Origin of the sequence: Calidifontimicrobium sp. SYSU G02091, assembly GCF_022631395.1 — a bacterium.
Lineage (GTDB): Bacteria > Pseudomonadota > Gammaproteobacteria > Burkholderiales > Burkholderiaceae_C > Calidifontimicrobium > Calidifontimicrobium sediminis.
In genome coordinates, this window is sequence record NZ_JALBGB010000003.1 from 112,362 (window position 1) to 126,695 (window position 14,334).

Consider the following 14,334-nt stretch of genomic DNA (forward strand, 5'->3'; position numbering starts at 1 on the left):
CCGCTCAGGCGGCGCGTGCCACCGCGGTGCCGGCCGGCTGTCCTCGCCAGCGCGCCATCAGCGCGTCCCACTTCGCGCGCGCGGCCTTCAGGTGGCGCGCCTTCACGTGGCCGTAGCCGCGGATCTCCTCGGGGATGCGCGCGATCTCGACCGCGAGCGCGAGCCGCTCGGCGTTGAGGCCCTGCAGCAGCTCGTCGATGCAGGCGCGGTATTCGCCGATCAGCGCGCGCTCGGTGCGCCGCTCCTCGGTGCGGCCGAACGGGTCGAGCACGGTGCCGCGCAGGCCCTTGAGCTTCGCGAGCACACCGAACACCGTGCGCACCCACGGCCCGAACGGGCGCTTGACGAGTTCGCCGCTGGCGTTGGTCTTCGCGAGCATCGGCGGCGCGAGGTGGTGCACGAGCTTGAAGTCGCCTTCGAACATCGAGGCGATCTTCGCGACGAACGCCGGGTCGGTGTGCAGGCGGGCGACTTCGTACTCGTCCTTGTAAGCCATCAGCTTGAACAGGTAACGCGCGACGGCTTCGGTCAGGCGCGTCGAGGCAAGTGGCGCCTCTGCGGCGCGCACCTTGTCGACGAACGCCTTGTAGTCGGCGGCGTAGGCGGCGTTCTGGTAGCCGGTGAGGAACTCGACGCGCTTGGCAACCATCTCGTCGAGCGACGGGCGCCTGACGAACTCGATCACCTGCGCGCCCTTGAAGAGCGCGCGCACCGCGGCGAGGTCGTGCGCGCAGCGCCGGCCCCACTCGAACGCGGCCTTGTTGGCCTCGACCTGCACGCCGTTGAGCTCGATCGCACGCAGCAGCGCGGCTTGGGTGAGCGGCACGCGGCCCTGCTGCCACGCGTAGCCGAGCATCAGCGGGTTCGTGAAGATGCTGTCGCCGAGCAGCGCCACCGCGACTTCCTCGGCGTCGAACGCGCCGACGAGGGTGTCGCCGGCCGCCGCGCGCAGCGCGGCTTCGCAGTTCGTGCCCGGGAACTGCCAGTCGGGCTGGTGCACGAACGCGGCGGTCGGCGTGCCGTGCGTGTTGACCGCGACGTAGGTGCGGCCCTTCGCGATCGCGCCGAGCGTCGTCTTGCCGGCGGTGACGATCGCGTCGCAGCCGATCACGAGGTCGGCCTTCGCGGTGTCGACCTTCGTCGTGTAGATCGCCTCCGGGCGGTTGGCGATCTGCACGTGGCTCCACGTCGCGCCGCCCTTTTGCGCGAGGCCGGCCGAGTCCTGCGTGACGACGCCCTTGCCCTCGAGGTGCGCCGCCATCCCGAGCAGCTGGCCGATCGTGATCACGCCGGTACCGCCGACGCCGGCGACGACGATGCCGTAGGCCGTCTCGGCGGCCGGCACCACCGGCTCGGGGATCGGCGGCAGCGCGAACGGGTCGGCCTTCGTCTCCTTCTTCGGCTTGCGCAAGCTGCCGCCTTCGACGGTGACGAAGCTCGGGCAGAAGCCCTTGACGCAGGAGAAGTCCTTGTTGCAGGTGTTCTGGTTGATGCGGCGCTTGCGGCCGAACTCGGTCTCGAGCGGCTCGACCGACAGGCAGTTGCTCTGCTCGCTGCAGTCGCCGCAGCCCTCGCACACCAGCTCGTTGATGACGACGCGCTTGGCGGGGTCGGCCATCGTGCCGCGCTTGCGGCGGCGGCGCTTCTCGGTCGCGCAGGTCTGGTCGTAGATCAGCACCGTGCAGCCGGCGATCTCGCGCAGCTCGCGCTGCACCGCGTCGAGCTCGTCGCGGTGGCGCACCGTGACGCCGGCGGCCAGGCGCTGCTTGACGCCGGCGTCGTCGTACTTGCCCGGCTCGTCGGTGACGACGACGATCTTCTTGACGCCCTCGGCGTCGAGCTCGCGCGTCATCTCGGGCACGCGCATCGTGCCGTCGACGGGCTGGCCGCCGGTCATCGCGACCGCGTCGTTGAACAGGATCTTGTAGGTGATGTTGACGCCGGCGGCCACGCTCTGGCGTACCGCGAGCAGCCCGGAGTGGTAATAGGTACCGTCGCCGAGGTTGGCGAACAGGTGCTTGTCGGTCGTGAACGGCGCCTGGCCGACCCAGCTGACGCCTTCGCCGCCCATCTGGCTGAACGTGACGGTGCTGCGGTCCATCCACACCGCCATGTAGTGGCAGCCGATGCCGGCCGCCGCGCGTGAGCCCTCGGGCACGCGCGTGCTGGTGTTGTGCGGGCAGCCGCTGCAGAACCACGGGATGCGGTCGCCGGTCGTGACGGTAGTGACCGCCATCGCGCGTTCCTTGGCTTCGATGACGGCGATGCGCGCGTCCATGCGCGCGGCGATGTCGGCCGGCACGCCCATCTTCTTCAGCCGCTTGGCGATCGCCTTCGCGATGATCGATGGCGTCAGGTCCGCCTTCGCGCGCAGCAGCCAGTTCTCGCTCGGGTTGGGCATCGACCACTCGCCGCCCGAGAAGTCGCCCTCGGGCTCGTCGAACTTGCCGAGCACGTTGGGCCGCACGTCGGGGCGCCAGTTGTACAGCTCTTCCTTGAGCTGGTACTCGATGACCTGGCGCTTCTCCTCGACGACGAGGATCTCCTGCAAGCCGGTGGCGAACGCGCGCGTGATCGTCGCTTCCAGCGGCCACACGACGTTGACCTTGTGCAGCCGGATGCCGAGCTGTCGGCAGGTGTCGTCGTCGAGCCCGAGGTCGGCGAGCGCCTGGCGCGTGTCGTTGAACGCCTTGCCGCTGGCGATGATGCCGTAGCGGTCGTTCGGCCCTTCGATCACGTTGTGGTTCAGCCGGTTCGCGCGCACGTAGGCCAGCGCGGCGTACCACTTGTAGTCCATCAGCCGCGCTTCCTGGTCGAGCGGTGCGTCGGGCCAGCGGATGTGCACGCCGCCTTCGGGCATCACGAAGTCCTCGGGCAGCACGATGCGCACGCGCTCGGGGTCGACGACGACCGACGATGCCGACTCGACGACTTCCTGGATCGTCTTCATGCCGGTCCACACGCCGGCGAAGCGGCTCATCGCGAACGCGTGCAGCCCCATGTCGAGGATGTCCTGCACGCTCGACGGGAAGAACACCGGCAGTCCGCAGGCCTTGAAGATGTGGTCGCTCTGGTGCGCCGCGGTCGAGCTCTTGGCGACGTGGTCGTCGCCGGCCACCGCGATCACGCCGCCGTGCTTCGCGGTGCCGGCCATGTTGGCGTGCTTGAACACGTCGGAGCAGCGGTCCACCCCCGGGCCCTTGCCGTACCAGATGCCGAACACGCCGTCGTACTTCTTCGACTGCGGGAACAGGTCGAGCTGCTGCGTGCCCCACACCGCGGTGGCGGCGAGCTCCTCGTTGACGCCGGGCTGGAACACGATGTGGTTCGCCGCGAGGTGCTTCTTGGCCTGCCAAAGCGCCTGGTCGTAGCCGCCGAGCGGGCTGCCGCGGTAGCCGCTGACGAAGCCCGCGGTGTTCAGCCCCGCCATCGCGTCGCGCTGGCGCTGCAGCATCGGCAGCCGCACGAGCGCCTGCACGCCGCTCATGAAGGCGCGGCCGTGGTCGAGGGTGTACTTGTCGTCGAGCGTGACGCTCTCGAGAGCCTTGCGGATGGCTTCGGGCAAAGGCGCGTTCATCGTCAGACCTCCTGCGTGCGGACACGCTCGACGCCCAGTCCACCGCCGCCGGCTGCGCCGTCGGCCGTGCACTTGTGGCTTCGCCGCCACCCGCGTGGCGGGTGGTCGTCGAGCGAGACGCTCTCTAGCGCCTTGCGGATCGATTCGGGCAGCGGGGCATTCATCGGGCGGACTCCGTCGGTGGAGGGTCGGTGCGGCGTTCGCGCGCGGGGCTCGTGACCCCGCCGCGGCTGCGTGCCAGTGTAGGAGCGCGGCGCCGACAGGTGTTTTCTATTCGTGCTTTCCAGGGCATGATGGGCGCATCGATCTTGCGCTGTCGCTGAAGTTCACGAATCAATGTCATCGCCGATTACCGAATCAGGGAAAACCAGAAGACCGCCGCCGGGTGACGGTGCCGACGCGGCGCACGGCCCCGACCTCGACCGCTACGACATCGCGATCCTGGCCGAGCTGCAGCGCGACGCGCGTCTGTCGAACGCCGAGCTGGCGTCGCGCATCGGGCTGTCGGCCGCGCCGACGTGGCGGCGCGTCAAGTGGCTCGAGGAGCAGGGCTACATCACCGGCTACCGCGCCGAGATCGACCGCCGGCGCATCGGGCTGGGCGTGCTCGCGTTCGTGCGCGTCGACACCGAGCGCGCCAGCGGCGCCGCGATGCGCGAGCTCGAGGAGTCGATCCGCGCGCTGCCCGAAGTCGTGGCCTGCCACTACGTCAGCGGCAGCGGCACCTTCGAGCTGCAGGTGATGGCCACCGACCTCGACGCGTATGCCCACTTCTCGGTCGACACGCTGCTGAACCTGCCGAACGTGAAGGACATCCACACGCGCTTCTCGCTCGGCGAGGTCAAGGCCGGCGGCGCGCTGCCGCTGGCGCACCTGCGCGCGCGGCGTGGCTGACGCACGCGGCGCTCCCGCACCGGTGCTGCCGTGGCGGCACCTGCTGCTGGGGCTGGTCGTCGTCGCCGTGTGGGGCAGCAACTTCGTCGTCATCAAGGCGGCGCTGGCGCACCTGCCGCCGCTGTTCCTCGCGTTCCTGCGCTTCGCGCTCGCGTTCGCGCCGGCGCTCGTGATCGTGCGCCCGCCGGTGCCGTGGTCGCAGCTCGCGGCGTACGGCGTGCTGATCGGCGCCGGCCAGTTCGGGCTGCTGTTCCTCGCGATGACGTCGCACATCTCGCCCGGGCTGGCCTCGCTCGTGATCCAGACGCAGGTCTTCTTCACGATCGGGCTGGCCGCGTGGCTGGCCGGCGAGCGCGTGCGCCGCGTGCAGGGGCTGGGACTCGGCTTTGCCGCCGCGGGGCTCGCGCTGATCGCGTGGCAGGGCGACGCCAGCGCGACGCCGCTCGGGCTGGCGCTCGTGCTCGCCGCGGCGGCGAGCTGGGCCGGCGGCAACCTCGTCGGCCGGCGCGCCGGGCGCGTCGACATGCTCGGCTACATGGTGTGGTCGAGCGCGTTCGCGCTGCCGCCGCTGCTCGCGCTGTCGCTCGTGTTCGAGGGGCCGGCCGCGATCGTCGAGGGCGTGCGCGGTGCCGACGGCGCGACCTGGCTGGCCGTGCTGTGGCAGGCGCTGGGCAACACGCTGTTCGGCTACGCGGCGTGGGGCTGGCTGCTCGCGCGCCACGCGGCAGCCACCGTCGCACCGCTGGCGCTCGGCGTGCCGGTGTTCGGGATGGCGGCGTCGGCGTGGTGGCTCGGCGAGGCGCTGCCGGCGTGGAAGCTCGTCGCCGCCGCGCTCGTGATGCTGGGGCTGGCGCTGAACCTGCTGTGGCCGCGCGTCGAGGCGGTGTTGCGCGGCGGGTCGAGGTGAGACGGGGCGCGACGACGATCGCGTTGCCACCGGTCGCGAGCAGCATGGCGCGCAGAGCTTCCAGGGGCGCGGCCGGCGTGCCGGCGACTCTGCGCCGCGGCGCACCGTCGCCAGGGGCCCGGTGCCGCTCGTGAGCGCTGCCCTCACGCCGTCGGGCGACGCTCGAAGCCCTTGCCATCCGGTTCGGCGACAGCGGCCGGCTGCACGTCGACCCGCTCGACGCGCGCAGCCGGAGGACCCTGCGCGAGCCAGGCGCGCAGCGCCGCCACGGCGTCGGGGGGTCCGTGGGCGAGCACCTCGACGCGGCCGTCGAGGCGGTTGCGCACCCAGCCGGTCAGGCCGAGCCGCCGTGCCTCGTGCACGCAGGCCTCGCGAAAGCCGACGCCTTGCACGCGGCCGTGAACGAAGGCGTGCAAGGTCATTGCGGGTGTCGGCTCGGTGGGGTGTGCGGACACGACCGGATTCTGGACGGCAGCGCGGGTCGCTGGCGTCGCGCCCGACGTCGTCGCGCACGTTCCGACGGTCTCCGATGCCCCCTCCCGAGCCATCGCACGGCCGTGCGATGGCGCCCGCATCGGGCGATGCCTAAACTCGCCGGCGTGGACTGCGGGCTGAACGACCGTGTGCTGCTCGTCGAAGACGACGTGCCCACGCGCGGCTGGCTCACCGAGTTGCTGCGCGCGACCCCGGGCGTGGCCAGCGTGCACGCCTGCGCGACGGTGGCTGAGGCGCGCGACTGGCTCGCCACCCGCACACCCGACGTGGTGCTGACCGACCTCGGTCTGCCCGACGGCAGCGGTCTCGAGGTGATCCGGCTCGCCGCTCGCCACCCGCGGTGCGAGGTGCTGGTGCTGTCGATCTTCGGCGACGAGGCCCACGTGCTGGCGGCGATCGACGCCGGCGCCACCGGCTACCTGGTCAAGGACGGCAGCCTCGACGCCATTCAGGACCATCTGCAGTGCCTGCGCAGCGGCGGCTCGCCGCTGTCGCCGAGCATCGCACGCACGCTGATCCGGCGCACACGCGCGCCGCGCGACGAGGTGGCGCCGGACGTCGGCGAGCCGCTGCTCAGCCAGCGCGAGCTCGACGTGCTGACGGGCGTCGGCAAGGGCTTCAGCTACCAGGAGGTCGCGCAGATGCTCGGCATGAGCACGAACACGGTGCGCACCCACGTGCGCAATCTCTATCGCAAGCTCGCCGTCAACTCGCGCGCCGAGGCGCTGTACGAGTACAACCGGCGCATGGTGCAGACGGGCCGACCCCCGATTCGCTGAGCGGCCGCCGATGCGCGCGCCCTGGTTCCTGATCGGCTTGGCGCTCGCCCTCGCCGCGGCCTTGTGGCTCGTGCGGCCCGACCCGGCGAGGGCGGGCGCGGTGGCCTTCACGTCGGCCGACGTGCTGGAGGCCGGACGCGACCGTCCACGCAAGCCACCCGGCCCCGGTGCCCCCTGGCAGCCGGCCGCGTTGCCCGACAACTGGGACGGACGCCGGCCCGGGTACGAGGGCTACGTGTGGTACCGCCTCGCGCTGCCGGCGCTCGAGGCGCGGCGGCCGGCGCTTTACCTGCCTGCGGTGGGCATGAACGCCGAGCTCTGGCTCGGCGAGCGGCGCATCGGCGCGTTCGGCCGCATGGATGCGCCGCCGACGCGCCACTTCTACACGCCGCTTCTGTTCGAGCTGCCCGACGGCGTGCAGGCCGGCGCCGAGGTGCTGCTGCTCGTCGCCGGCGTGCCCGGCTACCGCAACGGGCTCGCGCCGGCCTGGGTCGGCGCGCACGACGCGCTGTACCCGGCGTGGCGCTGGCGCAGCTTCTGGCAGAACCAGGGCACGCTGGTGACGGTGGTGCTCAACGTCGGCATCGGCCTGTACGTGCTGCTGATCGGGCTGCGTGAGCGCAGCCACCGCGCCTACGCCTGGTTTGGCGCCGCGGCCATCGTCTGGGGCCTGCGCGATCTGAACTACGTCGTCACCGACCCGCCGCTGCCCGACCTCGTGTGGGCGCAACTCGTCGTCGTCGGGTCGGCGTGGTTCACGGCGCTGTTCGCCATCTTCGCGCTGCGCTTTTCCGAGGGCGAGGACGCCGCGTACCGCGGCCCGCGCTGGCTGCCGGGTGCCATGGGCGTCTACATGGCGGTCACGGCCGTGCACTTCCTGTCCGCGCCCGACTACGCGAGCTCGAAGATCGGCTTCGCGCCGCTGGCCACGGTGGGCATGACGCTGGTGGCCTGGAGCCAATGGCGCCTGATGCACCTGGCCTGGCGCGTGCGCCAGATCGAGCTGGTTGCGATCGCCGCAGCCGCGGTGCTGTACTTCGTGCTGCTCGTGCGCGACTTCGCCGTCATGACCGACACCCGCTCGCTCGGCGAGTACTACCTGCGCCAGTACGCGGCGCTGCCGCTGTTCTTCGCGATCACGGCCACGCTCGCGCGGCGCTATCTGGCGGCGCTGCGCGAGGCACGCGAGGCCGCGGCGACGCTGACGCAGCGTGTTGCCGAGCAGGCGCGACGGCTGGAAGACAGCTACGCGCGGCTGCGCGAGGTCGAGAAGGCGCAGGCGCTCGCGCAGGAGCGCGCGCGGCTGATGGGTGACCTGCACGACAGCCTGGGGCTGCACCTGGTCACCGCGTTGCGGCAGGCGCGCAGCGCGCAGGCCTCGCCGGCCGCACTGGCCGCCACGCTGCAAGACTGCCTCGACGACCTGCGCGTGGCGATCGACTCGCTCGACCTGCACGAGCGCGACCCGCTGGCGCTGCTGGGCTCGCTGCGCTTTCGCATGGCGCCGCGCTTCGAGTCGCTCGGGTTGCGGCTCGACTGGCACGTCGACGACGATCTCGGCGAACTGCCCACCCTGAGCGCCGACGCGTCGCTGGACCTGCTGCGCATCGTGCAGGAAGCGCTGACGAACGCGCTCAAGCACAGCGGCGCGCGCCGCGTCGCGATGTCGCTGCGGCGCACGCCGGCGGCGCTGGTGGTCGAGGTGCGTGACGACGGCAGCGGCTTCACCCCCATGCTGGCCGGGCAGGGTCGCGGACTCGGCCACATGCAGCAGCGCGCGGTGCGGCTCGGCGCGGCGCTCACCGTGACCAGCGATGCCGGCGGCACCGCAGTGCGTCTGGCGTTGCCGACCGCACCCGGGACCGACGTCGCCCTCGCGCCGCCACCGTTGGCCTGAAGTCCTACGCCTCGCGGTCACCGTCGACGACGCGCGAACGCTTCTTCAGCGCGCTGCCCCCGTCGGCTTCGCGAGCGCGGCACAGCCGGCGCCGCCACCGTCCGCCGTCCTGCGCGGATCAGCAACCCCAGGGCCACGGCACGTAGGCCTTCGGATCGGCTGCGCGGGCCTCTTCGGTCAGGTGGTCGAGCAGCAGCCGCGCTCCGGGTCGTCCCTCGGCGGCCGCCTGCTGCAGATAGACGACGGCGCGCTGCAGGTTGCGACCGTGGGGCCGCACACCGTGGTAGTGCATCAATCCCGCCTGCTCGGCCGCGACCGCGTCGCCTGCTGCGGCGCGAGCCTCGTACTGCGCAAGGCGCATCCCGGGGTCCGAGGTCGCATCCTGGGCCGCGGCACTGCCCGTGGCCGCCATGAGGCCCACCGCGGTGCCGATGACAACGGATCGAAGCATGTCCATGATCGACTCCTTGCGTCCAGGCGCAATGGCCGCTGGCGCGGCTGCCGGCGGTCGGTCACCGGCGACGGACGCCAGACGCCGGCGACGGGTGTAGGCGCGATGCGCGCGGGGTGGCGGCCGCACGCGCGAGGTCCTCTCAGGCGGTGCGCTGCGGACGCCGGCTCCACCGCATCGCGGCCAGACCGAGCAGCGCGAGCGTCGCCGTGCCGGGTTCGGGCATCGGCTGCGCCTGCGGCTGCAGGTCGGGCTGCAGCAGCGTGACATCGCCTGCGGTGAACGCGATCGACAGCGTGTGCGACACGTCGGCGGCACCCGCCGCGCCGACGCCGACGGTGGCGCCCAGCCAGGCGACGGCGTAGAAGCTGTCGCCCGGCTCGAGCGTGATGCTCACCGTCCGGCTGTCGTCGAAGTTGCTGGCGCTCGCGGCGCTGAAGCTCAGCTGCTCGATGTCCATCAGCCAGCCGTAGGGCAGCTCGGAGCCGTCGGTGGTGTCGGCGTCGTACAGCGCGAGGCCGCCGTTCGCAGTGATCAGCCGGTCGTTGGCGATGTCCGCGCTGCTGCTGTAGCCGGCAGCGCTGCCGTTGAGCTTGAAGGTCATGCGGTAGGTTTCGGCCACGGACCCGAGAAAGGTGTAGTGCTGGGCCGCCCGGGCCGACGCGTTGGCCGAGAAGAGATAGGCGCCGTCGCCGGAGTAGCCCGGCCATGGCCCGATACCGGGCTTTGCTGCGGCGTAGGCACCGAGGTACGGCGTCGCGGTCGGGCCGACGACGAGGGCACGCGCATAAACGCTACCGAAGCCCTGCGGATAACCCTTGGCCTCGTACCCGTCGACGATGGCCGGGCCGGTGGAGCCCAAGCCTCCGTCCTCGTCGGCGAACAGCAGCTCAAATTCGGAGTTGCAGGTCATGCATATGCGGAACACGTTGCGGATGGAGCCCGCGGCATAGACGCCGGACATCGTGGCGGCCTGTGCGCCGGCGCAGGCCCCGGCGATGGCCGCGGCAGCGACCCAGGTGGCCCAGCGGGCGCGGCGCGGTGATTCGATGGTCATGGTGAGCGTCCTCCGAGTGGCTTGGGGTGGGGCACAACCCGCGCGTCACCAAGGCCACGATGTGGGCCAGACGTCGGGTGCCGGATTCGTGATGGCCTGCATCGTGAAGCGCATCGCGCGCCTCGCCCATCGCATCCGGATGTGAGGTCGATCCCGACCTCGAAGGGGTCATGCGCACGACGCGCGCGCCGGCAAGGTCGCGCGGCTTCAGTGGCGCGCCGAGCCCCGGCAGGCTGGCTTTCGCACCGCACGTCGCGTGGCAGGGCCGTGTCAGCGGAACCCGACCGCAAGGCGGGCGGCAGCGTGCGGGCGGGGCCAGGATTGCGCCGCGGCGTCAGGCTGCCGCCACGGCACCCCGCGCTCGGCCGCTTCGGCACGCGCCGCGATCGCGCGCGCTTCGAAGCCCAGCGCCGCGGCGACCGCGTCGCCGCAGCGGTGCAGTTCGAGCAGGATCGGCGCGCACATCGCCGCGTCGTCGGCGAGCACGTCGTGGCCGAGGCCGCCGATCAGCGCGCGCGACGCTGGCCGGCAGGTCGAACACGAGGTCGCGGATGACCTCGAACACCGCCGAGCCAGGGCCGATCACGATGCCCACGCGCGCCGCGACGGCGGCCGATGTCACCGGGCAGCCGCCGGGGCACGCGAGCGGCGCGCAGGCGGCGCCGGCGCTCGGCGCGGCGGCGTCTTCGTGGCGGCGGCCGCCGTGGCCGCGCCCGAGGCCTTCGTGGACTTCGCAGCCTTCGACGGCGCTGCGGCCTTGGCGGCGGCCGACTTCGTCGCCGCGCGCCGACGCGCTGCCGGCGCGTCGGCGCCCGGCAGCACCTGGCGCAGCAGCGCCTCGCAGTCGTCGCGGCTCATCACGCGCGGCACCGGGTAGTTCAGGTCGGCCTCGCGGCACGCGGCCTGCGCGAGCGCCGGGATGTCGTCGTCGCGCAGCGCCGCCAGCGTGCGCGGGATGCCGACGCGGTCGCCGAGCGCCTGCACCGCGTCGACGAAGCGCGCCGCCTGTGCCGCGACGTCGCCGTCGTCGCCGGCCACGCCGATGCGCCGCGCGAGCGCGGCCAGCCGCGCGGCGGCCGGCTCGAGCGCGAAGCGCAGCACGTGCGGCAGCACGATCGCGTTGGCCAGCCCGTGCGGCGTGTGGTAGCGCGCGCCGAGCTGGTGCGCGATCGCATGCACGTTGCCGACGTTGGCGCGCGTGAACGCCATGCCGGCGTAGGTCGATGCCAGCGCCATGCGCTCGCGCGCGTGCAGGTCGTTGCCGTGCTCGCACGCGCGCGGCAGGTGTTCGAACACCATGCCCACCGCGGCCAGTGCGAGGCGGTCGGTGCCCGGCGTCGCCCACTGGCTGATGTAGGCCTCGATCGCGTGCGTCAGCGCGTCCATCCCGGTGGCGGCTGTCACCGCCGGCGGCAGGCCGGTCATCAGCGTCGGGTCGAGCGCGGCCATGTCGGGCACGAGGCGCGTGTCGGCCACCACCAGCTTGCGCTGCGCGTCGGGGTCGGAGATCACGGCGGCCACCGTGACCTCGGAGCCGGTGCCGGCGGTGGTCGGCACCGCGTAGACCGGCAGCGGGCCGTGCAGGCCGCGGAAGTAGCCCGCGAGGTCGCGCAGCGCCTTGGTGTTGGTCGCCGCCAGCGCGATGACCTTGGCCGCGTCGATCACCGAGCCGCCGCCCACCGCGAGCACGGCGTCGCAGCGCAGGCGCCGCAGCGCGAGCAACCCGCGCTCGACGACGGGGATCGGCGCGTCGGGCTCGATCTCGTCGAACACGTCGAACGCGGTGCCGCTGCGCTCGAGCGCGGCGGTGATCGGTGCCAGCAGCCCGAGCCGCACGATCATCGCGTCGGTGACGACGAGCAGCCGGCGGTGGCCGAAGTCGCCGATCGCGGCGGCCAACCGTTCGGCCGCGCCCGGGCCTACCATCAGCAGCGGCTGCGGGATCGGCACCAGGCGCGTCACGGCACCGGCCGCGCGCTTGAGGACCGGCAGCCCCGTCGCGCGGGCGAGGTCGGTGAGGGTGTGGCTGATCAAGGTCGTTCTCCGTCGTCGCGGTGAGGCTTGGTGGCTGCGCCGTGCGGCGCTCACGAGGGCAAGTGTATGAAGACGGTCGTCGGCATCAGTCTGGGCTCGAGCCGGCAGGACTTCGAGTTCACGACGCGCTTCCTGGGCCAGCGCCTGAACGTCAGGCGCATCGGCACCAACGGCAGCATCGCCCGCGCGCTCAAGCTGGTCAAGCAGTGGGACGGGCAGGCCGCGGCGATCGGCGTCGGGCTGGTCAAGGACAGCGACGGGCTCGGCGCGCGCGCCGATCACCACGCCGAGCGGCTCGCCGCCGCGGCCGAGACCACGCCGGTGACCGCCGGCGGCCGGCTGGCCGACATCCTGCAGGAGTGGGCGGTGCGCCACGCGCAGGCCGAGCTCGGCCACTACTTCGACAACGCGCGCGTGCTGTTCTTCTCGGGGCTCGCGAGCCGCAAGCTCGCGCAGACGATGTCGGAGTACACCGAGAACCTGCGCTTCGCCGACCCGGTGCTGCAGCTCGGCGTGCCCAAGCTGCTGGGCTCGCTCGACGCGCTGCAGCTGTACGCCACCGGCGCGCACCTGGTGGCCGAGTGGGTGCCGCCGCGGCTGACGCCGGCGCCGCTGCTGGCGCAGTGGAGCCGGCACGTGCTGCGCCACGCGCTGCACAAGTGCACCGTCGTCGTCGCGCCGGTGCACGAGCTCGACGACTTCGGCGCCGCCGAACTCGCGGGCAAGACGGTCGTGACCTCGACCGTCAGCGACAGGCGGCTGGCCGCGCTGGCGAACAAGGGCGTGCAGATGGTGATCGACGGCGCGCCGGTGATCGACGGTCACGTGATCGCGCCGGACCTGCTGCACGCGATGATCGTCGCGGTGCGGCGCAAGCCGCCGCAGCAGATCGTCGAGGACGACCTGCTCGAGATCCTCGCCGAGCTGCAGCTCGCGCCGCGCATCCTGTACCCGAACGGCTTCAAGCGCGTCAACCGCTTCGCGTTCGTGATCCATCCGCTGTCGCAGGAGTACTTCAAGGTCGTCAAGCCGGTCGAGATCCTGTCGCAGGTCTCGCCGCCGCTGTTCATGGACACGCTCGAGAAGGTGCTGGCCTACGCGCCGCCGTTCGTCTACTCGACCGTGACCGGCATCAAGAGCCCGACCGGCGTCGAGGCCGAGGGCTGGCTGATCAGCGTCGGCGGCACGCCGCACGAGATCATGAGCCACCCGCCCGAGTTCACGTACAAGCGCCTGCTCGCCGCGGCCGAGATGGCCAGGAAGCTCGGCGCGCAGATCATGGGGCTCGGGGCGTTCACGAAGATCGTCGGCGACGCCGGCGTCACCGTCGCGCGCCGCGCGCCGCTGCCGATCACGACCGGCAACAGCTACAGCGCGTCGGCCGCGCTGTGGGCCGCGCACGACGCGCTGCGCCGGCTGGCGCTGCTGCCGCCGCCCGACGGCGACGCGCGGGTGAAGTTCAAGGCGATGGTCGTCGGCGCCACCGGCTCGATCGGTGCCGCGTGCGCGCGGCTGCTCGCGCGCGCGGCCGAGGAGATCTACCTCGTCTCGCCCGAGACGGCCAAGCTGCTCGCGCTGAAGGAATCGATCCTCAAGGAGAGCCCCGGCGCCATCGTGCACCTGGCCGCGCGCACCGACCGCCACATCGGCGAAATGGACATGATCGTCACCGCGACGTCGGGCGCGGGCCAGAAGGTGCTCGACATCATGAAGGTCAAGCCCGGCTGCGTGATCACCGACGTCGCGCGCCCGCTCGACCTGCCGCCCGAGGAAGTCGTCAAGCGCCCCGACGTGCTCGTGATCGAGTCGGGCGAGATCCAGCTGCCCGGCGAGCCGAAGATGAAGAACATCGGCCTGCCGCCGGGCGTGACCTACGCGTGCCTGGCCGAGACGATCGTGCTCGCGCTCGAGGGCCGCTTCGAGAACTTCACGGTCGGCCGCCACATCGAGTGGGAGAAGGTGCGCGAGATCTACAAGCTGGGTCTGAAGCACGGCATGAAGCTCGCGGCGATCAGTGGCGTGCACGGCGTGATCACCGACGAGCAGATCGCCCGCGTGCGCGAGCTGGCGCTGGCCGCGCGCGCGGCCGACGCGGCGCGTGCCGCCCGGCCGCCGCGCGCTGCGAAAGCCACGAAGGCCGCCAAGGCCGCGAACACGTTGCCGCAGGCGAGCCGCGCGCCGGCGGCGCGGCGGCGCACCGTCGAAGAGGGGCGGCGGTGAGCGTCGGTGCGCGCTTCGAGATC

The 14,334-nt window shown here is 72.3% G+C and carries 12 protein-coding genes; 5 read left to right on the forward strand and 7 right to left on the reverse strand.

The features are described from left to right. Positions 1–4: 4 nt before the first annotated feature. On the reverse strand, positions 5–3,577 hold the full coding sequence (locus MOJ79_RS03215) for an indolepyruvate ferredoxin oxidoreductase family protein (protein ID WP_241922850.1): 3,573 nt from the start codon (positions 3,575–3,577) through the stop codon (positions 5–7). Positions 3,578–3,579: 2 nt separating this feature from the next. Further along, complete coding sequence (locus MOJ79_RS03220) at positions 3,580–3,741, reverse strand: hypothetical protein (protein WP_241922851.1); 162 nt, start codon at positions 3,739–3,741, stop codon at positions 3,580–3,582. Positions 3,742–3,913: 172 nt separating this feature from the next. Between MOJ79_RS03220 and MOJ79_RS03225 the strand changes: the two genes are divergently transcribed. Together MOJ79_RS03225 and MOJ79_RS03230 are read left to right on the forward strand one after the other, a co-directional pair. Beyond that, positions 3,914–4,471, forward strand: coding sequence for an Lrp/AsnC family transcriptional regulator (locus tag MOJ79_RS03225; protein WP_241922852.1), 558 nt, complete (start codon positions 3,914–3,916; stop codon positions 4,469–4,471). A 25-nt stretch (positions 4,472–4,496) separates the two neighbouring features. After that, the gene (locus MOJ79_RS03230; RefSeq protein ID WP_241922929.1) at positions 4,497–5,378 is read left to right on the forward strand and encodes an EamA family transporter; all 882 of its coding nucleotides are present in this window, start codon (positions 4,497–4,499) and stop codon (positions 5,376–5,378) included. 143 nt (positions 5,379–5,521) lie between these two features. Here the strand turns inward: MOJ79_RS03230 and MOJ79_RS03235 are convergent, their stop codons facing one another. Beyond that, positions 5,522–5,800, reverse strand: coding sequence for an acylphosphatase (locus MOJ79_RS03235; protein WP_241922853.1), 279 nt, complete (start codon positions 5,798–5,800; stop codon positions 5,522–5,524). Positions 5,801–5,959: 159 nt separating this feature from the next. On the opposite strand from MOJ79_RS03235, the gene MOJ79_RS03240 reads away from it, so the two are divergent. Both MOJ79_RS03240 and MOJ79_RS03245 read left to right on the forward strand, forming a co-directional pair. After that, positions 5,960–6,652: a response regulator transcription factor gene (locus MOJ79_RS03240; protein WP_241922854.1), complete on the forward strand. Its 693-nt coding sequence runs from the start codon at positions 5,960–5,962 to the stop codon at positions 6,650–6,652. Positions 6,653–6,662: 10 nt separating this feature from the next. After that, on the forward strand, positions 6,663–8,549 hold the full coding sequence (locus tag MOJ79_RS03245) for a sensor histidine kinase (RefSeq protein ID WP_241922855.1): 1,887 nt from the start codon (positions 6,663–6,665) through the stop codon (positions 8,547–8,549). A 118-nt stretch (positions 8,550–8,667) separates the two neighbouring features. On the opposite strand, the gene MOJ79_RS03250 is transcribed toward MOJ79_RS03245, so the two are convergent. From MOJ79_RS03250 to MOJ79_RS03265, 4 genes are all read right to left on the reverse strand, one after another. Then, positions 8,668–9,006, reverse strand: a complete 339-nt coding sequence (locus MOJ79_RS03250) for a hypothetical protein (protein ID WP_241922856.1) — start codon at positions 9,004–9,006, stop codon at positions 8,668–8,670. Positions 9,007–9,142: 136 nt separating this feature from the next. After that, the gene (locus tag MOJ79_RS03255) at positions 9,143–10,057 is read right to left on the reverse strand and encodes a hypothetical protein (RefSeq protein WP_241922857.1); all 915 of its coding nucleotides are present in this window, start codon (positions 10,055–10,057) and stop codon (positions 9,143–9,145) included. Positions 10,058–10,327: 270 nt separating this feature from the next. Next, positions 10,328–10,522: a hypothetical protein gene (locus MOJ79_RS03260; RefSeq protein WP_241922858.1), complete on the reverse strand. Its 195-nt coding sequence runs from the start codon at positions 10,520–10,522 to the stop codon at positions 10,328–10,330. A gap of 153 nt (positions 10,523–10,675) precedes the next feature. Continuing rightward, entirely contained in the window at positions 10,676–12,091 is a 1,416-nt protein-coding gene (locus MOJ79_RS03265; RefSeq protein WP_241922859.1) for an iron-containing alcohol dehydrogenase, read from the reverse strand. A 66-nt stretch (positions 12,092–12,157) separates the two neighbouring features. Here MOJ79_RS03265 and MOJ79_RS03270 point away from each other — a divergent pair, with 66 nt between their 5' ends. Further along, on the forward strand, positions 12,158–14,311 hold the full coding sequence (locus MOJ79_RS03270; protein ID WP_241922860.1) for a dehydrogenase: 2,154 nt from the start codon (positions 12,158–12,160) through the stop codon (positions 14,309–14,311). The last annotated feature ends 23 nt before the right edge of the window (positions 14,312–14,334 follow it).